The organism is Roseburia sp. AM16-25, assembly GCF_003473825.1.
GTDB lineage: Bacteria > Bacillota > Clostridia > Lachnospirales > Lachnospiraceae > Pararoseburia > Pararoseburia lenta.
Map to the genome: position 1 here is coordinate 1 of NZ_QUCW01000007.1, position 22,682 is coordinate 22,682.

The window sequence follows — 22,682 nt, forward strand, 5'->3', positions numbered from 1 at the left end:
ACATGCGATCTTAAGAGCAGCCGGAGCTGTTCTCTTACCATTACGGCACTGCATATGTTCCTATATTATAAACAGAATTTCAGGACTCTGCCAAGTACTTTATGCTCGAGGCATCTGCAGTATCTGTTCGAATGACCTTATATTTCAAATCCTATCCCTCCCGCAGCATCTGTCTTAAATCATCAAATGTTCCACTAATCGGTGCCACTCTATCATCTCTTACAATACCTCTCTATCTTCATAGTCAAATTATATTCTAATTTGCATATCTTATATATCATTTCTGTATATAGAAAAAGTGTGCTTTACCGCACACTCTTTGCTATAAATATACTCTTAAATCACTACACAAATCAGTTTCCAAATTGATCAATTTCTTCGTGATTGCCTTTGCCCTATCATCCGCTGCCTTATACTGATTTAAATACCGATTCAAAGACTTCACTCCCATATTACATCCGTCCGTCATAAGTTCCGCAATGGTTTCATCCGATGTATTCATCGCAAGTTTCATATTCGTTTTGATCCAAGACATTCCTTGCGCCATTACGTTCGGCTCCTTAGTGATATGTATGAACATTTATTTTAGTTCAAAACTATAAAAATCTAGATATCCCTTACCCTTGTATTCAAAGTAAAGTGCACTATTCTTTTTTGGAACAGTTAAAGAGTCTTTTACACAGCAAAAATTCTTCTTGTCATTCACAACTATAGCGATCTTTCCTAGTATATTTTTCTTGTCAGCGTCATCGTATATGTAGAAATACCCATTAGCCTTTCCACGAATCTTTACAGAAATCGAATCCGGCTCATAGTTTTCAAAATCAAAATACCGAAATCCAGCAACAGCACCATCTTTCATATTCTGAATGTATTGGTTTGGATTGTCCTCGCGATCTAATCCGTCTTGCATAAAGGCTGGATGCTCTTTGTTTTGGACCAGTTTATGAGCAGACCAAGTCGGACCTTTCTTTGAATACAAATGACAGGCTATCCTTGCCTCATATTCACCAACTCCCATCAGAGGGCCGTCATTAAGACCGCAACTTGTAAGTTCAGCATATTCAAATTTTCCGTTTTTAAACTTTATCTCCTCTGCATACCCCTGTCTGGAAAACATATTTCTGGCAGTATGTCTATGTCCAAAAACATAATACCTGTCCTTTATCTTTTCTACACTACCATGATTATTTCCAATGTAATTCTTGACTTCGTATCCCAATGGCTTAGCATAACTTTTTGTAGATGTAAAGCCAAGAGGACCCACATCACCATTAGAAGTTAATACACCACCATAAGTAAAATCTCCATCTGGTCTGTCAGATACAGCCCAACACAACTCGTGACTCTGCACGGATGAATAAATAAAATAGTATTTATCGTCAAATTTTCTAATGGAATTTGCCTCAAAAAACTCATGGTTCTCAAAGCCCGTGCCTGCAGAATCCATTATATTTGGTAATAATCTAACCGGTTCTTGTTTCATCGTAAGCATATCGGTCTCAAGTTCCACAAAATAAGAACTATCTCTGAAATGTCGCTTATACTCACTCTTGGCCATTTTTTCCATCATAGGTCCCTGACCTGCGTAAAGATATACTCTGCCATTGTCTACAAGAATACCCGGATCAAACGGCATAAAATCCTGCGGTCTTCTCCCCCAGTATTCACCATTTTTATCCTGCACACAACCTAAAAAATGATATTCTCCAGCCGGGCTATCACACACAGCCACACCAATTTTGTTGTCGTTTTCAAGACCATAGTAGAGATAATATTTTCCATCTACTCCTCTTGCCACATCCGGAGCATACATCACCTTATCTCCATTTGCATTGTCAATATCCTGCGTCTTTTTATATATAACACCTTCATATCTCCAATCAGCCAAATTATCAACTGGAGTTGACCATGCCACATAGTCATTTTCACAAAATCTTTTGCCATTAAACTTGTCATGAGAACCATAAATATATAATCTGTCCCCAAAGACATGTGGTTCTCCATCCGGCACATATTCATAACTTGGTAAATATGGATTAAATGCTTGCTTTTTCATGTTTGTTCTCCTTGTATCAAGAATTCTTAACTGCACAATTCCTTCTTATCCAATTGAAAAGTATATTCTCCAACTGAGAATCTCATATCATCTAACTCTGGAATTACGACCTCTACCTGACAGTGAGCAGGAACCACAATGTTATAATACCACAAACTGTATCAATTATCCACTAAAAATTGAAAACGTTAATTCCACCCTCCGCTTATGCGGTGGAATTAAGGGGGGGGGGTGCGGACGTTTTCTTGGACTAAGTTGCTATTCCCAGACTACGTCTATACTTAAGTGGGCTCATTCCACCAAGTGACATTTTGATTCGATCTTCATTATACCAGTGCATATATTCATCAAGTTCATTAACGAACGATTCAATAGAGATATGATTCCAGTTTGTGTTATAAAACATTTCATTCATGAGTCGACCAAAGAACCCCTCACATGCAGAATTGTCCGGAGAACACCCTTTTTTTGACATAGAACGTGTCAGTGCGGCCCCAACCATCAGCTTTATCCAATCTGGCCATCGATAATGACAACCTCTGTCCGAGTGAACCAAAGGATGTTCATTATCATTTAGTGTGTCAATTGCGTTGCCAAGCATAGTGTTTGTCAGCTCGGCATTGGGTGAAGTTCCTATTGTCCATGAAACAACCATACCAGAAAAATTTGATACTTTTACCTTTTATTATGCTACCGCATTTGCGTTTATCCTCTCAATGGTCTTTCGAATCGCACTCCAAACCGTTAAATCAGTAAAGATATCAACCACACTCCCCTGATCCGTAAAAGGTGGCTCCTGAAGTACAGAAAGGTCTGTCATCATACCATTATGCACAATGTATTCTATAATCTGATTTACAAAATAAATCTGTCTGCTATCAAGACTTGTATTATCTAGGAACTCTGAAAATGCTTCCTTGGCAGCATTCATTTCCATTCCGACGATGCTGCGAACGAACTCACCTAATGGTTTCTGTCCATATTCCCTCTCGTAATCTTCCTTAGTACCAACCTCTTTCCAAAGAATCTCTTCCAACGACTCCACATCTAAATGTGTAAGCGGCTGATTTGTACGAAGCTTTGCAATAACAATATTATCTTGATGCTGGCGAATATAATATTCTGCTTTTGCCTTATAATTCTTCAATTCATCATTTTCAAGTTCAGATTCATTCCACTGAGTATCCAGGATATCATCTGTAAAATCTGTGTCATAACGCACCTTTGGATGAGGTAAATATTTCATCAGATTACGCAAATTTTCTCTGATATGTTCAAAATCCTCAATTCCTGCACGTTCTACATAATCGGTATTAAGAATTTTCTCAATTAATTCTTTCTGAACCTGAATTTCTGGAATATTTGCCACCGTCGCAATCGCGCCCACCTTATCAAACAAATCCGATTTCAATCGTCCATACTTTCTACCCGCAAGCTGTGCTAATTCTAATCCATACATCAATGCATCAAAACGAACCGCTGATGCCTCATCGTTATCCGGCAAAATCAGCGGTGCTAATTCATCACGCACCAGTAAAGTATCCTCATAAGAGAGATTCTGATAATTACTCTCATTCGAATACAAATCTACATACTTAATATGTTGACGGACCGCAAAGTTTTCGCGATTTAATTCTTTCACTTTTCCCGTCATCATTTCAACCAACTGATTACGATATGCAATCAATCGTTCCACCTGGTAATTAATATCCTGAAGCTTATACGTTATCTGGAATTCCAGATTAAATACCGCCCCTTGCAAAGCAATCATATTGGCTGTTGGACGTCCTTCTCCCATTCGGAAAAATTCAAAATTGCCACAGAAATCAAAGATATAGAATTTGCTCTTATCTTCTCCATCAACAAGTCCCGGGCAAAGTCTGGTACCACGACCAATCATCTGCCAAAACTTTGCCTTACTCATAACCTTCTTAAAGAAGACTAGGTTTAAAACTTCCGGTACATCAATGCCGGTATCAAGCATATCTACAGAAATCGCTATCTGAGGAAGTTTCTTCGCATCAGAGAACTCGTCAATCGCGCTCTGCGCATAAGTCATATAATTATCAATGACCTTTGCAAAAGCCTGTCCATTTGCTCCCTTCGCAAGATTCGGATACTCTTTATTGAACACTTCCAAAATCTTTTCAGCATGTGCATGGTTCTTTGCAAAGATAATTGTTTTTCCTATTTTCTCGCCGTAATTAATCTTCAATCCATCACGCGTCACAATATGAAGAATCTGGCGAATGGTATCCTCATTAAATAGCCACGTATTCAATGCAGACGAATGAATCCGCTCCGGAATCTCGCCATTTTCATCCTCGAAAGTATCTTCGTAGATTTCTTTCTCTTCTTCGGAAAGTTCCGCATAGCTGATGCCTTGCTCGATGAATTTTAATTTCGTCTCAACCGACATATAATCAACAAGATATCCATCCTTTACTGCTTGTGCCAAATCGTATCCGTATGTCGGAACACCATTTTCCAATTCAAAAATAGAATAGGTATTCTTATCAATCTCATCTTTCGGTGTAGCAGTCAATCCTACCAATGGAGCATCAAAGTACGTAAAGATATCCTTATACTTGTTATAAATGGAACGATGTGCCTCATCACAAATCACGAGATCAAAGTGTCCGCTTGTAAAAAGTTTTCCTTCTTCATCCTTGATAGAATCGATACACCCCATCATAGTTTGATACGTAGAAAATACACAATGTGACTTGTAATTATCCTTCTCTTCACAAAGGTTTGTACATGACAAATCCGGGAGCAAATTTACAAAACTTCTCTTTGCCTGTGTAACCAATGAATTACGGTCTGCAAGGAAAAGGATATTCTTCACCCATCCGGCATCTAACAATACCTTACATAATGCAATAACCGTTCTCGTCTTTCCGGAACCTGTCGCCATGACAAGGAGCGCTTTTCTTCGATTTTTCTTATCAAAGCTATCACAAACTGCCTTAATCGCAGCTTCCTGATAATAACGACCCGCTATATTTTTATCCACTGATATATGATTCAAACTGGTCTTCATCGACTGGAGATTGTACCATTTTTCCAAATCGCGCTTCGAATAAATCTCTGCCACTTTTCTCTCTGGGTATTGATTATCTATGATTCTTGTATCGAAACCATTTGTCAGGAATATAACCGGTCTTCTACCGTATTCTTTTTCTAAAATATCAGCGTAAAGTTTTGCCTGCTGACGTCCTTTAGCCACATCCACGCAAGTACGCTTTGCTTCAATAACCGCAAGTGGTTTATGGGCATCATCATAAAGAACATAGTCCGCAAATCCTACTTCAGACTTATTTGGCATTCCTGGAAGTTCTACCTCGTTAATCCAATCCTTACCCTCTGTCCAGCCTGCATCAACGAGCATAGAATCGATATAAATTTTACGGGTTTTATATTCTGACAAATCAAGCGGCTTTGGCACGTAAGTCTGTTGTTTTTCCACACGACGCGCAGACAAAGCCTCTTTTAAAGATTCATTTTCTTCACGAAGCTTTTGTAAATCTAAATCTTTCTGTGCCGAATTTTCTATTTCCTTTTTGAGTTCTGCTTTTGTTGCCTCTGCCTGTTCACGATTCTCCTTACTCTTCTTGATGCGTTCATCAATCAGATTTGGATTAAAGCTACGCTCTTCATACAAATCAGAATAGCAATAAGCAATATAATCCAAGTAAATAAACAGATTCTCAAGACAAAGCATTGCCTCATCCCGTCCAAGCTTTTTTCCGCTATGTGCAACGTTATTACCACATCTTCGGATAAAATCCATTCGTTTCCACAAATCCGGTCCGATAATCTGTCGATACTCTTCCGCATTCATCAAACTCTGCAAATTATCCTGATACGGCATTTCCAATTCCTTGTCCACGGAATACATCCATTTCAATGCAAATTCCATAGCACGGCGGCTGTTAATAATACTAGCCTCCGGATCCATAAGAATAATTCGTTCAGCAGAAATCGCCACACCTGAAAAGCTATTAAATTTGGGTTCTCGCTTTAAATAATCAAAATTTGTCATCATATAACCACCCCTTTAGCGTTCTATATATCTCTACGACGATACCTCTAACATCTCCATTTATGCTGCTTTTATATCTACAACTTTTGATTTGTCGACTTGGTGGACGAACTGTTCAAACTCATTTTGAACGTCCATTGGCGGTAAGTTTATTGGCATCTGCTTAACATAGGAAACAGCTGCAATATTCTGAATACCACTTCCTTTAGTCTCAAGATTGCCTATAGTTTGTTTCATGTATACCAGGAAGCAAATCGGCAAAATACGCTCATTTAATGTAAACTTACATAGAGCCTGATTTATAACACCTTTTTCGCATCCATCTGGAAGCTGATACAACTCTCCCATAGTGCCAGAACAACTCATCAATATATCACCTGGCAAGCATTCAAATCGCTTCAATTCCTGATACTTCTCTTCGGTAATATAATACGTACCTATTGATGCAGATTTTTGAATTGCATGTTTCTGCTCATATACTTTATAGGTTGTTTCATCTGGCTCTACAAAAAACTCTTTCTTTAATGCACTACCAAAAGGTCCCCTAACAATAGAAGAACATACATCATTGAGCGTGACCTGCTCCCATCCCATAGGATTCAGTTCAGGGTCACCAAACATCTCGACAAATCGGGCTTTGATTAATTGGTCAAAGGCTTCTAATTGTCTCTTCCTTGCCTGAATAATGTTCTCTACTTTTTCTAAAACCTCTATGACTTTTACCTGCTCGTTTATATCAGTATCAAACCAAACTTCAAACTTTCCCAAATCAGATTTTTTAATATTTGGCATACAAGCACCAGAGCGAATCCCCATCAACTTATCCTGCTGACTTTTTAATGCATAATACAGATACCTTGTATTTCCCTTTACGTTGTACAAATAATAGCAATGCGCTCCACACCAAAACGGAGAATTCATATAATTAACATATCCGCTAGAATTGCCGCCCTCACTAATTGTTACAGTACCACCTTCAACGTTATAATCCGACCATTTTCCTGACGGATTAATTCCCCCATTAAGATAATCGTATTTGCCATCTGCTAACAAATCATCCCCGTTGATTTGTTGTCCTTTTGAATAATCTGCAATTTCATTTATACATATTCTACGCTTCATAACATCCCTACAAATCCGAATTGTATCTTTTGCCTAGGCTATATATTTTTGATGAGATGTTTTGACATTATTTTGATTCACCATTGCATACTGCATGGTTGTATCTATTTGTGAATGCCCCAGTAATCTTTGCACTTGTTCAATTGGCATTCCTTTATCAATTGCTCTTGTTGCCATTGTCCTACGAAATTTATGCGGATGTACCCTTTCGATATTTAAACCTCTTCCAATATTTCGCAACCGTATTTCCACACCACTTATTTTCAATCGCTCATATGGTGCGTCCAACGTTACAAACAGAGCCTCATTGTAATCCGTTCTACTTTCAAGGTACTGCTTTAAATGAACTTTCGTTTTTGCATCAAAATATACTCTTCGTTCTTTGTCACCTTTTCCGTAAACAACGCATTCTCTGCCTTCAAAATTAATATCTTCTATATTTAGATTTACCAGTTCTCCTACCCTGATTCCCGTTGAATACAAAAGATCAATCATTGCTAAATCTCTTTTTTCCTTACAATTGTCACGCAGTTTTTCTATCTCTTCATCCGTGATTGTATGCTTAACAGTCTTTTTTGTTTTTATCTTATGTATCCTTTTCATTGGACTTTTTAAGATATAATCTTCCTCTTCCAGCCATGAGAAAAAACTTGAAATATTTCTACGCACATTATCAATCGTAACATTAGAACAATTATTGCGTTTTTGATAGTTTGACAAATATTCTCTCATTTCCTCAGTCGTAATCTTTCGAACATTTTTCTCCGTATACGATAATAAATGTTCAACCGTCACCTTGTAGTAATTAATCGTTCTCTCTGAACATCCCTCAATTCTCTTTGCTGACAGAAACATATTTAAAAAATCTTCATTCTTTATGGCTACTTTTGACACTTTATTTTCTGCAAATGTTTTAATAATAACCTCCTGCAGTTTTTTCATTTGGGTGATTGATAAGTACTCTGACATTTCATTTAGTACTATTACAATTTTTTCTTCCATGTTGGTTTCTCCTTTTCTGATACCAACATCCTACAGCCATATTTTATATGATTAAACATGTTCTACTAGAGCCAGTTCTGTTCTATTGTCTGCTCCAACTGTATAAACATATCATAATATTTTTCTTTTGTTTGATTGATAATATCCATTGCAATCGCTTGATTATATGCATGCGTCACATTGTTTCTCGACACAAGAGCATCTAACCATACTTCCTCATCCGTAATCATTCCCGCTTTATATGCTGTTTTCAGAATTGCTCTTGGTGATCCTGTGGTTCCCTCCGCATAACCATAGTTTTCTAATATTTCCTTCATAGCTTTCCATGATTGTTCAAAGCATATTTCATACAATCCAACCATACCAGCAATTTCTACATTTCCATATGGTTCTTGATAAGAAAAAATGTCTTTCAAATTAGCTAATGATGCTTTAAAGTTCTCAAATTTTTTCATATAAAACTGCTCCCTCACTTTTAATAGACTCAAGTAATTCCTCTTTAACTGGCATATCTAAATCCACAATATCAAATTCAAGTAATGTCGATGTCATTTCATCTACATCCAAAACGAAATGACTTCTATGACCGCCGCGAAATGCCAGATCAATATCACTACGCTCTTTAAAGTCTCCTCTTGCTCTTGACCCAAAAAGGATAACTTTTTCGACATTATTCTGTTTTGCTAATTGAATAATTTCCTGTAATACAATTTCCTTTATTCCTGTCTCCACGGAAACTCTATTTATATCCATATATGCTGCTCCTATATCGTCTTAATGATTACCCAAAATACTCCTGCATCAAACTGTCAAACAACTGCTGCGCTTCATCTAGTGCTTTTTGAACAGCAACTTTTGATTTGTCAGTCTGAGACATAAATTCAGAAAAATCTCTCTGAAGATCTATCGGCGGCACAAAAATAGGCATCTGTGCTATCTGCCCTGATGAAACTCTTGAACGGGTCTGTCCATGTATCATTCCTTTCGCGAGCAACAAAGTTTCCGGACAATTTATGTACTGACACACAAAATCATTGTTCAATATCTCGCTCTTTGGAATATAGTGAACACAATCTGCCTTGTTTATTGCAACGCCTACCACTTCTGGAACAATACAAGCTCTCAAATTTGGTTCTCCGAGTGTTCCGATTATAATCTCTCCAGATTTACAAGTGTATTTTTTTAATCTCTCATAGTGTTCTGGCGAAATATATGATTTATCATCATCTATAAATCTTCCAACCCCTATATTACCAAGCCTTATTACACGAATACCTCTATCAGTATAATGCTCAGACTTCAGATTTGAGCCAAAAGGACCATCGCTTAGCCTTTCTCCCGCTTCCTTAAATGTCAATCTTCTCCACCCCTTCGGATTCCCAAAGGGATCTCCAAACATCTCGACAAATCGGGCTTTGATAAGATTGTCTAATAGCTGCAACTCTTGCTGACGCTGTTCTTTTATCTTAATAATGCGATTCAATTCATCCACAATAAATTTTTGCTCCTCCATACTTCTTGAGGGAATCTGCATCTTACGCATAGCCGCTTGAGTTAGTTTTTTCCTTGTAGCACCATTAACCATTCCATCCACATTGTAAAACATTAATGAATAGCATAGATAATCAACATCTAACCCCTCTTTTGGTTTTAATACATGTGCATGATTATTAACCCAACATTTCCCAGAAACTCTATATGCAATAGGTCTTTCCTTCGATCCAAAATTACCACCATCCTCAGCCAATAATACAAGTTCATCATCAAAAATATAATCTGCAACATAGTCTTGTATACCATTTGCTCCATAATAAGGATATTCACCTTCTTTTCTATCAGATGCTGTAATGGGCACTCGCATAGAATCAAGTATTTGGCAGCAATCTTCTACATACATCTTATCCATATCTTTATCCCTTACAAATCTCTCGTTATTTTTCGCAGGCTTGATATTAGAACATATGTTTGGTATAATATATTTGGTGCTACCCTATTCGGTAGGCGGTTAGCCTTCTCCACAGGAGTTATAGCCTGTGTTTACATAGAAATCCACTTCTGGAAATCTTTTGAGGAGGTTTGTGCTTATGCTTACAACGGAGCTATTTATAGCCATTATCAGCTTATGTATTACTTGCTTTGCTCTTGGTTATACCGTTGGGTCTAAGAGCAATGATAAGACACAAAAATAACCGCCCTGTCCTGACAAAACTTGGCGGTTATTTTTAATCACATGTATCAGGGCTAACCGTCTATCGGTAGCACCTTCTTTATCATTATACTAGCATCTAACCGCATCTATGTCAAACATATATTCTGTTTTTCAATCAGCCCTACAAATCCGAATTTGTTTTTCCTTTCATCTAATCTGCCGACACTCCTATCAAATAATTAATAAAAGCACTGCAAGAAACCAACATATACTTTGCTTCCTCAAATGTAGATGCCGGTCCTCCTATGTTACCTGCATGTCTGATCCCATTTGCATCTGACGTATATCCATACAAAACATTAAACGCCGATTTTAACCCCGAATGTATTTCAATGCCTCTATCATCCAATAGTTTAAGCATTTTACCTAATGTAGCCTCTTTTCCTTTTATTTCTGTTAAAATCTCGCATAATGCTTCTACTGCACTTATACTCTCTTTAATTGAATTCTCATAATCAGGAGCATTTCTATCCGCCATCAACTTATTTGCTTTCGATAAATGAATACGTACAGGTTCGTATTTAATATTAATGGCTTGATTAATTGCCTCGATCTCTATGTCGTCAGTGATTGGTGTTAACTGTCCGTCAACAAATCGATACCCTATATATTCACGCTTAAGATATTCATTAACTAGCTGAAACAACGAAATACTTTGATAACATTTATCGTACGGATTATAATATTTAAATCCTCTACTATCTCGCATGTATCTATCCCAATACTGAACTATTGCTTCCATCACCGTTAGCACATCATCATATTCATCAAACAGTATAGTGTTATTAATCATTTGCCAAATAGAATCATCATCTATTTTTTCTCTAGTATCTACCAATTCAGCATACACTGTTCCCAAAATATAACGAAAAAATTCTTGTATATCTTCATTTCCCCAATATGTTTTATGTAGATATACTTCCTGATACATCTCACTTAACATATTTTGGATTTGTATTCTTGTTCGTTTATCAAATTCTTTTACTTGAATTGTGGTATTCTCTGTCTTGATGTTATAACGATCGGAAAAACCACCCCGTTTACTTACCTTCGCCACTTTTCTACTCTCCTAACAATTTCTCCAACTCATCCATTTCTTTGCCAATCTCCATCTCGATTTGGCGGATATTAGCCATAATCTCTGATGTTGGTGGATACTCTACCTTCTGATACTCCACTTCTTTGTATTTGTTAATCGAAAGATCATAATCATTATCTATAATATCCTGCTTTGGAACCATAAATGACTTATCCGTACGCTTTCTATCGGTTTCCTTATCCAGGTTCTTGAAGCGTTCGATGATATCCGGAATATCATTTTCACTAACCGGTGTACGCTTATCATCCAAACTATATCCATCAGCAGTCATATCATAGAACCATACGTTATCTGTTCCACCATGGCCGGTCTTTGTAAAAATAAGAATGGCGGTAGATACCCCAGCATATGGTTTGAACACACCAGAAGGCATAGAAATCACCGCTTCCAATCGATTCTCTTCTACAATCTGCTTACGGATATCCTTATGAGCTTTTGATGAACCAAAAAGGACACCATCTGGAACAATACACGCACATCTTCCACCCACTTTTAGCATGCGAAGGAAAAGTGCCAAAAATAAAAGTTCTGTCTTTTTTGTCTTACATACTTTAAGCAAATCTCCGGAAACTGCATCCGCATCTAAACTTCCCTTAAAAGGTGGATTTGCAAGAATCAATGAATACTTATCATGATCTGCATTCTGATCCGATAAACTGTCACGATATTCGATAAACGGATTATCAATACCATGTGTCATCATGTTCATAGCACCGATGCGAAGCATGGTTCTATCCATATCAAATCCATTGAACATAGAATTCATGTAGTGTTCTTTTTTATCCTTATCAAAAAAGATTTCTTCTTTCTTTGTTTCCCTTAGATATTCCGCAGCTGAAACAAGGAATCCGGAAGTACCACATGCCGGATCACAGATTACATCATCAGACTTTGGATCTACCATCTCTACCATCATTCGAATGATGTGACGAGGCGTTCTAAACTGACCATTTCTTCCTGCCGATGCAATTTTGTTTAACAGATACTCATATACATCTCCACGAACATCCAATGACTGTGTAGCGTTCATAATGTCATAGATTTCATCTAGCGAATCCACTACCTTCGACAAAAGAAGTGGTGTTGGAAGCTTAAAAATCGCATCATCCATATATTTGGAATATGCACTATTCTTATCACTATGAAGATTCTTAATAAATGGAAACACCCACTCCTGCATTACCGTATATATTCTTCCTGCAGGAAAGTCATGAAACACAGACCACTTCAACTGTATTCCTTCAATAGAACGGTCACCGATTTTCACTTTCCCCTCAAAGATGCTATGATATGAAAGTCCAAGCATAGCACTTTCCTTTTCACGCTTATTATCTACATCATCTAAATCCCTAATAAACATAAGATATGTGATCTGTTCGATTACTTCCAGTGGATTTACAAGTCCGCCTGCTGCAAACACATCCCAAAGTCCATCGATTTTATTTTTTAACTCACCTGTAATCATTTACTGCCCCTCCGTGTTCCATGTGTATTTCGTATAACGACCACCGCCGATTTTCTTTATTTCTCCATTTTTTAATAATTCTGAAAGAGTTCTCTGAACCGTCGTATCACTAATGTCCGGATTCATCTCCACTAGTTCTGATTTCGTAATCGTACCGATATGATTTTTTATCATCTCGCGTATACGATCTGGTTTTGAAAAGTTCGGATTTGTCACCAAACTCACCCTGGATTCAAAATCTTTATATGCGCTAACAATGACTCCGAGCATATAGTCTACAAACGGCTTATAATCGTTCTCATTCTCATGCCAGCCTATAGAACTATCCTGAAGTACTTCGTAATATGTTTCTTTAGATTCTTCTATAATCTTTTCGATACTGATATACTTGCCAACGATAAATCCAAACTTATATAGCAGAAGCAATGTCAAAAGGCGACTCATTCTTCCATTACCATCATTGAATGGATGAATACATAAGAAATCAAGAATAAACATTGCATTTAAAATCAACGGATCTATCTCCCCTTTTGCATCCGCATATGCTTTGCATAATTCATCAATAGCGGCAGGTGTTTCCCAAGCCGGTACGGGGTGAAATCTTATACGCTCATTTCCTTTCACATCCATTTCCCGAATAATATTGTCACTGGATTTAAAAGTACCACCATCATTATTCGCAACAAATTTATATAAATCCCGATGCAACTGCAGAAAATAACTAGCACTAATCGGTATATATTCATAACTCTCATGAATCGTATTAAGCACATCTCGATATCCGGCAATCTCTGACTCTTTTCTATTTCTTGGAGTTGTTTTTGCCTGCGCTAAGCTTTTAAATCTATCATCAGAGGTAAAAATGCCCTCGATTTTATTTGAAGCCTCTGTACTCTGAATCTTTGCAAGTTCCACCAATTCTTTTAATTCATCCTTGTGTGCTTCGATAAATAATCTCTGTTCACCTTTGAACTCATGAATAAGAGTGAGCTTTTTCACTATTTCTGGCGTCAGCAGCTTTTCCCATTTACCTTTATAATTGTAATCTCTCATCCAATTACCTCATTGCACGTTTAATTTCGTCTTTTTATTCACAAATGGCATAATGAATTTATTGTTATTCTATTACGATTTAATTTGGTCGTCAATAGCTTTAATTTAGTCATTTTAGTTATTTTGACTAAATTAAGGTTCATTTACACAAATCATAAGTAGGTATCTATATGTTTACTGATAAAAATAACGGGAACCCGACACTGTTGAACCAATTTGAGGATATACTTTATAAAACTGTCTACAAGCCTTAAAAAGCGTATAATTCATTCCTTTTTTGCTGCTGAACTTGCTTTATCATTTATTTGCTTAATACTATCTGCAAGCAGTTCAAATTCCATTGCATTGCTGAAACTGCAAAGGCAAATAACTTAAAGCCATATGATTATTTTGTAAATCTCCTGAAGGAGATTCCAAAACAACCATAACCAGGAACCGCCAATTACGGTGGTTTTTAATTTTTAATCGTACTCGCTATTGAGCGTTTACTTAATTTTTCAATCTAGCTTTTTGATAATTTGATTTTTCCCTATTACATATCCAAAAAAATAGTTGACAATTGTTTTATCGAGTGTTATATAATAATTATCGATAAACGATAACCAATGGCTACTGCAGTGTTATTACTATCACAATTAAACAAAACATTTTGGAGGATGAATTCTTATGAGCAAAAAATTAATAAATATAACTGCTGTATTAGCCAAGATTTTTGAAATTTTATTATGGCTTGGGGATACTTTAATGATTGTTGCATACATAGTAACTATGGCAGCTGGCGAATTTATAGAAAACATACTTAAATCCAGAATTGATGATGGTTCGTTCACTGTTACCGGATTTGACATAAATGTTATTTCTGCTGATGGCTCATTTAATACTCTTGCTATTCTTTTTGCATTTATTGCAGGCATCGTCAGCATGGGATTATGTGCTATGATTTGCAGAAATATCAACCAGATTTTCAAAGCTGAACTTCCTTTTTGCACCGACAATATCAGAAGAGTCAGAGAAATTGGTATATTTGCGATTGCTATTCCTGTAACCCAAATCGTTATAAGCATCGTTATTGGACTTATAAGCACAAATACAATTGAAGTGAGTGTTGATGCTTCAACTATCTTTTTTGGTCTTGTAGTTTTATGTCTATCTCAGTTTTTCCACTATGGAGCCAATCTTGAAAAAGATGTAGACGGTTTATTATAGGAGGATTTCTGGCATGAGTAAAATTGTATTAGAACTTGATGTGATGATGGCAAAGCGCCATATGTCTTTGAACGATTTGGCAGACCAAGTCGGAATAACCAATGTGAACATGTCAAAGATTAAGAATAACAAGGTAAGTGCCATCCGCTTTTCTACCCTGGCTGGTATTTGTAAGGTGCTGGATTGTGAGCCTGGAGATATACTAAAATATGATCCTAACGGATTAGAAGAATAAGCTATACATAATAAATGCCACGAATTGTATTTTCGTGGCATTTATTGCTATTACAAAAAATATTTTTAAATTTACGTCACAGACTACTTATTTGCGATTGCTGCCTGTGCTGGAGCAGGCATATGACATATCTTCTAGCGGTTGACAGTTGTTTTTTTCCAATCGGAAGTGGATTGACTGTATACTTCATTTCCAAAGGTTGGATTCAGATACCAGATGAAATCTCCATGATCAAATACCACACGATCCACAAAGTTATCAATCACTGTTTCTGGAATCTTCGCCTGGCATCATAAGCAGTCATCTTAATGAACTCAGAAAGACTTTCAATGCGTCTATCCTTTGCTTCATTATCTTCCAATTCTAGAATCTGCTGTCTACACTCACTATTAATTTTTTCAATGTTTGAAATCTGATCTTCAAGTTTCTTTTTCTTACTGCGAAAGACTTCTCTGGAAATATCTCCGTCAGCACACATATCAACAAGATTAGCCATTTGCTTATGCAGCTTATCCAGTTGCTTCATATTTCATTCAAGCTTTTCCTTATCATTTCTTTCAGGAGCCTTAACCTCAGCCACATCATTCAACATCGACATTGCTTCACGGTAAATAGCTTCCTTATTGTTTAAAAGCTTTTTAAAAATGAAATCAGCCTGAACTTCCGACTTCCATTCCATAAACGATGAGTTGTCACAGATTCCATCAACCTCAAGGCCTTTCTTCCGTCTGCTTTCAGGTGTGCCTGTTCTTAACTGTCCATAGCACTGATAGATATACGAAAGATTTCCATCTTTTGCCTTGTGAGCGATTCTTCTGTTCATAGCATGACCACAGGTACAAACAAATTTGTTGCCCCAGATATGCTTGCATGATGACTGACCAACAGATCTGCCATTCTTATCACGCTTTCCGATTCGATGTTTTGCTCTTAACTCCTGAGCCCGATCAAAATCTTCAGGTGATACAAGTTTCTCATGAGTGCCTTCCACATAAACCTTTTCAACGGCTCCAAAATTATTGATTTTCTTTTGAACCAGATAATCAGGAACATATTGCTTACGATAAACGATTCTTCCGCAATAAAAAGGATTTCTAAGCACCCTGTTAATATTACCGGACTGCCATCTGGTAAGTCCTGTTGCAGTCTTTCGGCCCTCCTGCTCCATGATGTCCTGAATTATACGAACACCATTGCCGGATAAATAAAGCTCGAAGATTCTCTTCACGGTCTCAGCCTGTTCTTTATTTACAACAAGCTTATCCCCTACTCTGTCGTAGCCAAGGATATTACCATTGCCATACAGAACTCCATTCTTAAATGAAATCATCTGACCGGCTTTTACTCTCTGTGAAATCTTCTTACTTTCGTTCTGATCCAGCATTGCCATGATTGATAGACGAAGCTCTCCGTCCTCATCATTCATTGTCCAGATATTGTCTTCTGTGAACCACACCTCCACGCCGTAAGATTTGAAGATTCTGGTCTGCTGCAGTGTATCAACTGTATTTCGTGCAAACCTGGATACCTCTCTGGTAATTATCAGATCAAATTTCTTCTCTTTTGCATCCTGAAGCATTCTCATAAAAGATTCACGCTTGTGAATAGATGTACCTGTGATACCTTCATCAATATATCTATCAACCAGCTCCCAGTCAGGATGCCTTTGTAATAATTCATCATAGTACTGCACCTGATTCTCCAGTGCAGAAATCTGCGCCTCATGCTCTGTAGAAACACGGGCGTAGATAGCAGCTTTTCGCGCCATATTGCACCTCGCATTCCCAATTAAGCTGTCAGTACTATGAGTACATCATACAGCTTAATTATATAATGGTTACTCTAATTACTCAATTGGTAAATCAAGCTTTTTCGCGATATACCGCAGTTCTTCGTCTGTTATCTTTCCTTCTTTGTTATGCTGCTTCATAATGTCAAAAGCAGCATACTTAACAGCCATTTCCTCAGCCTCTGGAGGAAATGTAAGCTCTTTTAATTCCTTCATGACCATCCCTCCTAAAGCTTCTCAATGAAATAATTTTCCATGTAGGAAATCAATTCACAATGAATACGGCTTGCCTTTCTTCTGACAACCGGAACAGATACACCAGCTTCCTCTGCCAGTGTGTAGTAGTCCTTCTCCTGCTTCAGAAGCGGAATGATAAGTTCCTGCTCCTTCACGCTAAGTGCATGCAGGTGCCTCTTGAAGGATGCGTATTCATCAGCCATCATCACAATGACATACTCTCTTCTCTTGAATTCCTGTACCAGAGCCGGATCTGATAAAGCATCCTCTGCTGAATTCAGTCCTTTAATTGCTCCCTCAAGCATTACATCAAGAACCGCTTCATCCGCTGTAGGATTACTGTAGTTGCCCAAATTCTGAATACGGACTCCAAGTTCATCTTTGTGATTGCTACGCTTTCTTTCCTTCTCTGCCTTAATCTCGTAGATCAGTCTCATCTTGCAATCCTCGATGATTCCCTGGACGGAAGAGTAATTAGAATAGATCAGCTCGGCCCTCTCCCTCGCTGACTTGTCACCGTAGTTTTCATAAAAATTAACCTTAGTGGCCATATACACCTCCTATATTCAGTTGTGTTTATGTCACTAAGCTGCGCGCTGCTTCGTAACTCTTTACAAGAATTATGATAAGAAAAAAGACTTCTATTTTCGTCTGCGTTCTGACCACTTTGGGTATGCAATTTATACAAAAAAATCAGCCTATGTTCTTTGCATAGGCTGACCTTTAATTAACCTTATATCAATTAACGTCTTTTTGTTTCAATATACTCCGCTTCTAATTTTGCTTTATTTTTCTTCATTACTATTTTTGTCAAAAAATCTTCATATTCACATGGACGCTTTTGATACAACCCACTACACAATGGCGAGTCCTTTCCAAACGACCTAAATCTAGAAATCCTATTGATATCCGGAAGACCATCTGAATAAAGAAAACATTCTCGTGGTAATGTCTTCATCCCATTAATACTTCTATCAACAACCCATAGCTCTCTTTCTTCATCATACATAGACTTACAGTATATGCATTCTCGTCCTCCATCACCTACATATTGATCCCACAAAACTATATCACTAACAGAAACATCTTCCCTTATGTTTATATGTTGCCCAGTTTCTGTACGTCCTGAAGGATATATCTCATTTTCATTACCATCATAGGAATAAGAGGACAAAATGCTAACAGGAAATGTCACGCTTCGACAAGACTCATCCAAAAGCTGTTCTGTTGCATCTTCCAATTGATAATGAGACAAACAACGCACAACTGATATTTTTCCATTCTTTACTAATTTTGACTCGTTTAACTTTTTTTGAACATGTTTAATTACCTGTTCCATTTCTTCACATGCTGCATTTATATCCTCTTCTGGTAGAGAGTTAAACAACACACTTGTGTCAGTATAGTAATCATAACCACAATTAGGTAATCTATATATTCCTAATGCTCTAGCAATGCAATATTCAATAAATGCTTTGCCTATTTTATCTATACTCGCTTGAACATATCCAGTAAATTTCACGCTTTTATATAAACACGACTGATCTCCCCATATTGCTGCACGCAATAACGGATTATCTATTAACGCCACATCTTTTTCAATTCGCATCATTTCTTCCTCATTTTATATCTAGATTTTTTTATATCTTTCGGTACCAACGGAATCTTTACCGTCATGAATAACATTTTTTCCTTCACCACTATCAACATTCTGATACAACCAACGCCCAATAAGCGCTGGTGGTGTATCAATTAAATCTCGAATAATAAAGGTTGTCCCTGGTTCTAGTTTCTCAATTCTTTCTATTAGTTGTTTGTATAGTGATGCATACGAGCGATCACCACACACTCTAGCCTTACATAGCTCTGATATATTAGGATAACCGTCCTTTCTCATATCTTCTTCAAGCTTAATTTTCTGCTCATCAGATATCGTGAACTGTACTCTATAGCTCATATTTCAACCTCCATTTCTATATACATATGATTGTTCATTCATCTGTATATAAGATACCATGGGATTGAACAATCGCCAAGACTATTCTTCCATTTCAGCAACGATTTTTATATGTTCAAGAGCTATTCTTCTTCTTTTATCCGTTTTCAACCCTTTCATCAATGAAACAACAGCAGATATATACGGATCCTCGTCAGCTGGAGATTCTCCATTCATGATATATTCTGGTGTAGAATGTAATAACTTAGCAAGGTCAACAAGAATATCACCACTTATTCCTCTTCTATTTGATTCATACCCATAGATAACACTTTTCCCCTCCATGTGAAGAGCAAATCCTAATTCCTCTTGGCTCATTCCCATTTCAGTACGTAACTTCTTAATTCTTCCACCAACTGTTGTTACATCAATTGCTCTATTGTTTCTGTTTACCTTCTTCATAATCTGCACCCTTTCCGGTGCCTTCCAAAACAGAAGCGAACCGGAAAAAGAGCACAAAAATAAAAAGAGCACTGCAAAACAACCACTAAATCTCTTAGTATGTAAAAACATACTTCAAGTTAGCTTCTGTTTTGCAGGCCCTTTTTAATCTGAATAGATGTCTTACGCCCTTGCTGCATCTATCCGTAGTAAATACGACTCTCTTCACAAACTCTTGAATGCCAGACGTCACTCATTTGTAAGTCTTTTAACGCCATACCGACGACCAATCCAGCAATCTCCCTAGCATCCTCATGAATATTAAATTGTAAATCTAATTGCTACTTGCCTAATTTGTTAAGCTTCGCAGCGTATCCGGTTAAGCGAGCATGCCGTTTCTTAGCAAGCTCCTCCTCGGATCTATTGTCGTCGAATACGGATACCTTGCCTTTCTTCACGCACACAACAAGGCGAGCACCGCATTCCGGGCAGGCCATATACGAAGTTGTACTAGCTGACTCCATAAGAAATCCACCACATCTGTGGCAGCAAACCACGCATTCCCCAATTTTTTCCTCCGCTGAACTCATCAACATCACGCCTCCTTTGTCTTTCAAGCTTGATATCTCTCATTCGGAAAAGGGCAAGAAACCGATATGATGAGCATACTGTAATCTCCCGACAATGGCCTTTCCGTAGTGTAGTCAACACTGCCATTATCAATGCACGACTGGTCTGATCTGTAAAAACTGTTTAGCACACATTACGCGAGGTCTTTAATGACCTTAACAGCCACACCCTGAATCTCACAGTCTGAAACAATGATGTCCTTCATAGTCTTGTTCTCAGGATGAAGTCTGATCTTCTGATTCTCTTTGTCTACAAAATAGCGCTTCAGCGTGTTCTCATTCCCTACAAGTGCAACAACAATATCGCCATCCATGGCTTCCGACTGCTTTCTGACAAGTACCAGATCTCCGGGAGAAATTCCAGCATCAATCATGGACTCGCCGTTAGCTCTAAGTAGGAAAAAAGTTCCGTTGCCAAACATAGAAACAGGCAATGACACATAACTTTCAGCGTACTCTTCCTCCAGTGTGGGAACGCCGCAGGAAACAGCACCAAGAAGTGCTACGCTTGTAAACTCTGTCTGAACCTTCTCGGTCTGCTCAGTAGAAATCTGCTGGCCATCATATCTGATCATGCCATTGTCACTCATGGCTAACAGATACTTATATGCAGTTCCTCTAGCAATACCGACCGCATTGGCAATCTCTGTTGTAGACGGTGAGTGGCGATAATTCTTGTAGTATTCCTCTACAAATGCCTTAATAGTACCCATAAGTTCTGTAGATTTATGTCTCATACGCCGCTCCTTTCTAAAGGAAACAATCTGCTTTCGTTACTTCCTATTTGAAAGTATATCACCGCGAACACTTGTTTGCAACACTGATCTACAAAATATCAAAAATATCTGATAGCCGCGAAAATCGTGCACTCCCCCTTTTATGATACCTATGGTAACAAAAATCCTGTCCTTTTATAGGGACAGACTAGAACGGCTATGCTATACGATTATCCTTAAACATGTATTGTAGCGGGACATTATGATTTTTCGAGTAATTACATATTAGGGCCTTTATATCTTCATCTACATAATCCCAATTAGCATAAACCAATACTGTTGAGAATTTCTCCTGAGCAAGATCTACAGCTTCTTGAATATCCCATATTGAACTAATATTCATATCGTGTACGCATGCAGGCTGCATACGCTTTTCATTCAATTTGCAGAATTTCTCCATTTTTTTGTATTTAAAATGCCTTGTAATTATAGTATCATTTCCCAATAATATTGGAACATACCAATCACCTTTTGCTACTTCCTCAATTGGTTCACAATATTCAAAATCTAAATAATCACTTCCAAAATTATTTGCTATTACATGTTGCTTCGCTTCATTGTAAATCTCCTCAAGAGCGCTAGTCAATTCTGGAGATGGACTATATATACCATTTATAACTAGCATCAGTTGCCATCTTGATACATTGAATCCATACTCATAACGAAGGACTTTTGACACAAGCTCATAACCTGGAAAAACTATTTTAAATCTGTTTCGTAAGCTCCTATCATTAGCATCGTTCCACCTATAGTCTGATTTAATATTTTTAGAATATACTGGTTCCTTATCATAACGATTTAATACTTCTTCTACATCATCAAGGAATTCACTCGGTGCAATCATTTTTCCATCAAAAACTCTTTTCATATTGAACGGACTAATTTTATATGGACCGAAATAAAAAAGGTAATGTGCCATCAAGAATACATCCAGCCCTAACCTTTTCCTCTTTTCATTAAGAGACAATTGACGTTCAACTATCTTTTTCTTTTCATACTCTGGATCAAATGCCACGCTTTCTGGAATCATAACCTTCTCATATTCAACCGCTATGACATCCAACAAGCATTTTAGCTGTGAAATATTACGAGGGCAATGAACCTTCGTTGTCCAATCCAAAACAGATCTACCAGAAGGCATATTCATTTCATCCTTTTGGGGCAAAGAATCAACATAATTTTGTATACCTTCTTTACCTCGTCTGATATCTAGTTCTGCATTCAAAGCGTCAACATCAATGTAATATGTTATGCCATTATCAATGTAAGTCTTTTCCATAAGATTCATGTCTTATTCCTCCTTCAGATAAAACCCTATCACAAAATCAAGCAAAACATGAACGCGAGATGGTTTTCAAGGAGCGCGACTTACTTTTTTA

Annotated in this window: 22 protein-coding genes and 2 pseudogenes; 3 read left to right on the plus strand and 21 right to left on the minus strand. The window is 37.4% G+C overall.

From position 1 onward, the window contains the following. Positions 1–322 precede the first annotated feature (322 nt). The 12 genes and pseudogenes from DW183_RS11855 to DW183_RS11910 form a co-directional block, all read right to left on the minus strand. Entirely contained in the window at positions 323–547 is a 225-nt protein-coding gene (locus DW183_RS11855; RefSeq protein WP_199649458.1) for a hypothetical protein, read from the minus strand. A 33-nt stretch (positions 548–580) separates the two neighbouring features. Beyond that, a complete protein-coding gene (locus DW183_RS11860; protein ID WP_118282498.1) occupies positions 581–2,059 on the minus strand; it encodes a family 43 glycosylhydrolase in 1,479 nt (492 codons plus the stop codon). A gap of 250 nt (positions 2,060–2,309) precedes the next feature. After that, a pseudogene (locus tag DW183_RS11865) lies at positions 2,310–2,723 on the minus strand (transposase); the annotation flags it as partial. Between the two features lie 21 nt (positions 2,724–2,744). Beyond that, positions 2,745–6,107, minus strand: coding sequence for a DEAD/DEAH box helicase family protein (locus tag DW183_RS11870; protein WP_118282501.1), 3,363 nt, complete (start codon positions 6,105–6,107; stop codon positions 2,745–2,747). 57 nt (positions 6,108–6,164) lie between these two features. Beyond that, a complete protein-coding gene (locus tag DW183_RS11875) occupies positions 6,165–7,226 on the minus strand; it encodes a restriction endonuclease subunit S (protein ID WP_118282505.1) in 1,062 nt (353 codons plus the stop codon). 33 nt (positions 7,227–7,259) lie between these two features. Beyond that, the gene (xerA, locus tag DW183_RS11880; protein WP_118282509.1) at positions 7,260–8,228 is read right to left on the minus strand and encodes a site-specific tyrosine recombinase/integron integrase; all 969 of its coding nucleotides are present in this window, start codon (positions 8,226–8,228) and stop codon (positions 7,260–7,262) included. A gap of 65 nt (positions 8,229–8,293) precedes the next feature. Further along, a complete protein-coding gene (locus DW183_RS11885) occupies positions 8,294–8,683 on the minus strand; it encodes an HI0074 family nucleotidyltransferase substrate-binding subunit (protein WP_118282513.1) in 390 nt (129 codons plus the stop codon). Then, positions 8,670–8,981, minus strand: coding sequence for a nucleotidyltransferase family protein (locus DW183_RS11890; RefSeq protein ID WP_118282517.1), 312 nt, complete (start codon positions 8,979–8,981; stop codon positions 8,670–8,672). The genes DW183_RS11885 and DW183_RS11890 overlap by 14 nt, the downstream gene beginning before the upstream one ends. A gap of 28 nt (positions 8,982–9,009) precedes the next feature. Then, on the minus strand, positions 9,010–10,134 hold the full coding sequence (locus DW183_RS12715; RefSeq protein WP_243069577.1) for a restriction endonuclease subunit S: 1,125 nt from the start codon (positions 10,132–10,134) through the stop codon (positions 9,010–9,012). A 454-nt stretch (positions 10,135–10,588) separates the two neighbouring features. Next, positions 10,589–11,494, minus strand: a complete 906-nt coding sequence (locus DW183_RS11900; protein WP_118282521.1) for an AbiJ-NTD4 domain-containing protein — start codon at positions 11,492–11,494, stop codon at positions 10,589–10,591. Positions 11,495–11,498: 4 nt separating this feature from the next. Next, the gene (locus DW183_RS11905; RefSeq protein WP_118282524.1) at positions 11,499–13,001 is read right to left on the minus strand and encodes a class I SAM-dependent DNA methyltransferase; all 1,503 of its coding nucleotides are present in this window, start codon (positions 12,999–13,001) and stop codon (positions 11,499–11,501) included. Then, positions 13,002–14,054: a Fic family protein gene (locus DW183_RS11910; RefSeq protein ID WP_118282527.1), complete on the minus strand. Its 1,053-nt coding sequence runs from the start codon at positions 14,052–14,054 to the stop codon at positions 13,002–13,004. Between the two features lie 338 nt (positions 14,055–14,392). On the opposite strand from DW183_RS11910, the pseudogene DW183_RS12890 reads away from it, so the two are divergent. From DW183_RS12890 to DW183_RS11925, 3 genes and pseudogenes are all read left to right on the plus strand, one after another. Next, positions 14,393–14,473: pseudogene (locus tag DW183_RS12890) on the plus strand (transposase domain-containing protein); the annotation flags it as partial. 247 nt (positions 14,474–14,720) lie between these two features. Next, entirely contained in the window at positions 14,721–15,260 is a 540-nt protein-coding gene (locus DW183_RS11920) for a DUF2975 domain-containing protein (protein ID WP_118282531.1), read from the plus strand. A gap of 13 nt (positions 15,261–15,273) precedes the next feature. Continuing rightward, positions 15,274–15,495, plus strand: a complete 222-nt coding sequence (locus DW183_RS11925; protein ID WP_118282535.1) for a helix-turn-helix domain-containing protein — start codon at positions 15,274–15,276, stop codon at positions 15,493–15,495. Between the two features lie 262 nt (positions 15,496–15,757). Here DW183_RS11925 and DW183_RS12720 read toward each other — a convergent pair whose 3' ends face one another. The 9 genes from DW183_RS12720 to DW183_RS11965 all read right to left on the minus strand — a co-directional run bounded on the left by DW183_RS12720 (position 15,758) and on the right by DW183_RS11965 (position 22,591). After that, complete coding sequence (locus tag DW183_RS12720; RefSeq protein WP_243069579.1) at positions 15,758–16,021, minus strand: hypothetical protein; 264 nt, start codon at positions 16,019–16,021, stop codon at positions 15,758–15,760. 3 nt (positions 16,022–16,024) lie between these two features. Further along, entirely contained in the window at positions 16,025–17,263 is a 1,239-nt protein-coding gene (locus DW183_RS11930) for a recombinase family protein (protein WP_243069580.1), read from the minus strand. 78 nt (positions 17,264–17,341) lie between these two features. After that, on the minus strand, positions 17,342–17,500 hold the full coding sequence (locus DW183_RS12470) for a hypothetical protein (protein ID WP_158573084.1): 159 nt from the start codon (positions 17,498–17,500) through the stop codon (positions 17,342–17,344). 11 nt (positions 17,501–17,511) lie between these two features. Further along, a complete protein-coding gene (locus DW183_RS11935) occupies positions 17,512–18,072 on the minus strand; it encodes a hypothetical protein (protein WP_118282539.1) in 561 nt (186 codons plus the stop codon). A gap of 191 nt (positions 18,073–18,263) precedes the next feature. Further along, a complete protein-coding gene (locus DW183_RS11940; protein WP_147403381.1) occupies positions 18,264–19,133 on the minus strand; it encodes a hypothetical protein in 870 nt (289 codons plus the stop codon). Between the two features lie 18 nt (positions 19,134–19,151). After that, the gene (locus tag DW183_RS11945; RefSeq protein WP_118282546.1) at positions 19,152–19,478 is read right to left on the minus strand and encodes a hypothetical protein; all 327 of its coding nucleotides are present in this window, start codon (positions 19,476–19,478) and stop codon (positions 19,152–19,154) included. Between the two features lie 81 nt (positions 19,479–19,559). Next, positions 19,560–19,919 (minus strand): helix-turn-helix domain-containing protein, encoded by a 360-nt coding sequence (locus DW183_RS11950; protein WP_158573085.1) that lies wholly within the window; start codon positions 19,917–19,919, stop codon positions 19,560–19,562. Positions 19,920–20,661: 742 nt separating this feature from the next. Next, complete coding sequence (lexA, locus tag DW183_RS11960) at positions 20,662–21,264, minus strand: transcriptional repressor LexA (RefSeq protein ID WP_022518944.1); 603 nt, start codon at positions 21,262–21,264, stop codon at positions 20,662–20,664. A gap of 196 nt (positions 21,265–21,460) precedes the next feature. After that, entirely contained in the window at positions 21,461–22,591 is a 1,131-nt protein-coding gene (locus DW183_RS11965) for a hypothetical protein (RefSeq protein WP_118282558.1), read from the minus strand. Positions 22,592–22,682: the final 91 nt, after the last annotated feature.

What these genes read in the sequence shown, in the direction of transcription:
- DW183_RS11855 (WP_199649458.1), bottom strand. Translation starts at nt 547, where the DNA reads ATGGCGCAAGGAATGTCTTGGATCAAAACGAATATGAAACTTGCGATG.
- DW183_RS11860 (WP_118282498.1), bottom strand. Translation starts at nt 2,059, where the DNA reads ATGAAAAAGCAAGCATTTAATCCATATTTACCAAGTTATGAATATGTG.
- DW183_RS11870 (WP_118282501.1), bottom strand. Translation starts at nt 6,107, where the DNA reads ATGATGACAAATTTTGATTATTTAAAGCGAGAACCCAAATTTAATAGC.
- DW183_RS11875 (WP_118282505.1), bottom strand. Translation starts at nt 7,226, where the DNA reads ATGAAGCGTAGAATATGTATAAATGAAATTGCAGATTATTCAAAAGGA.
- xerA (WP_118282509.1), bottom strand. Translation starts at nt 8,228, where the DNA reads ATGGAAGAAAAAATTGTAATAGTACTAAATGAAATGTCAGAGTACTTA.
- DW183_RS11885 (WP_118282513.1), bottom strand. Translation starts at nt 8,683, where the DNA reads ATGAAAAAATTTGAGAACTTTAAAGCATCATTAGCTAATTTGAAAGAC.
- DW183_RS11890 (WP_118282517.1), bottom strand. Translation starts at nt 8,981, where the DNA reads ATGGATATAAATAGAGTTTCCGTGGAGACAGGAATAAAGGAAATTGTA.
- DW183_RS12715 (WP_243069577.1), bottom strand. Translation starts at nt 10,134, where the DNA reads ATGGATAAGATGTATGTAGAAGATTGCTGCCAAATACTTGATTCTATG.
- DW183_RS11905 (WP_118282524.1), bottom strand. Translation starts at nt 13,001, where the DNA reads ATGATTACAGGTGAGTTAAAAAATAAAATCGATGGACTTTGGGATGTG.
- DW183_RS11910 (WP_118282527.1), bottom strand. Translation starts at nt 14,054, where the DNA reads ATGAGAGATTACAATTATAAAGGTAAATGGGAAAAGCTGCTGACGCCA.
- DW183_RS11920 (WP_118282531.1), top strand. Translation starts at nt 14,721, where the DNA reads ATGAGCAAAAAATTAATAAATATAACTGCTGTATTAGCCAAGATTTTT.
- DW183_RS11925 (WP_118282535.1), top strand. Translation starts at nt 15,274, where the DNA reads ATGAGTAAAATTGTATTAGAACTTGATGTGATGATGGCAAAGCGCCAT.
- DW183_RS12720 (WP_243069579.1), bottom strand. Translation starts at nt 16,021, where the DNA reads ATGAAGCAACTGGATAAGCTGCATAAGCAAATGGCTAATCTTGTTGAT.
- DW183_RS11930 (WP_243069580.1), bottom strand. Translation starts at nt 17,263, where the DNA reads ATGGCGCGAAAAGCTGCTATCTACGCCCGTGTTTCTACAGAGCATGAG.
- DW183_RS12470 (WP_158573084.1), bottom strand. Translation starts at nt 17,500, where the DNA reads ATGAAGGAATTAAAAGAGCTTACATTTCCTCCAGAGGCTGAGGAAATG.
- DW183_RS11935 (WP_118282539.1), bottom strand. Translation starts at nt 18,072, where the DNA reads ATGGCCACTAAGGTTAATTTTTATGAAAACTACGGTGACAAGTCAGCG.
- DW183_RS11940 (WP_147403381.1), bottom strand. Translation starts at nt 19,133, where the DNA reads ATGATGCGAATTGAAAAAGATGTGGCGTTAATAGATAATCCGTTATTG.
- DW183_RS11945 (WP_118282546.1), bottom strand. Translation starts at nt 19,478, where the DNA reads ATGAGCTATAGAGTACAGTTCACGATATCTGATGAGCAGAAAATTAAG.
- DW183_RS11950 (WP_158573085.1), bottom strand. Translation starts at nt 19,919, where the DNA reads ATGAAGAAGGTAAACAGAAACAATAGAGCAATTGATGTAACAACAGTT.
- lexA (WP_022518944.1), bottom strand. Translation starts at nt 21,264, where the DNA reads ATGAGACATAAATCTACAGAACTTATGGGTACTATTAAGGCATTTGTA.
- DW183_RS11965 (WP_118282558.1), bottom strand. Translation starts at nt 22,591, where the DNA reads ATGAATCTTATGGAAAAGACTTACATTGATAATGGCATAACATATTAC.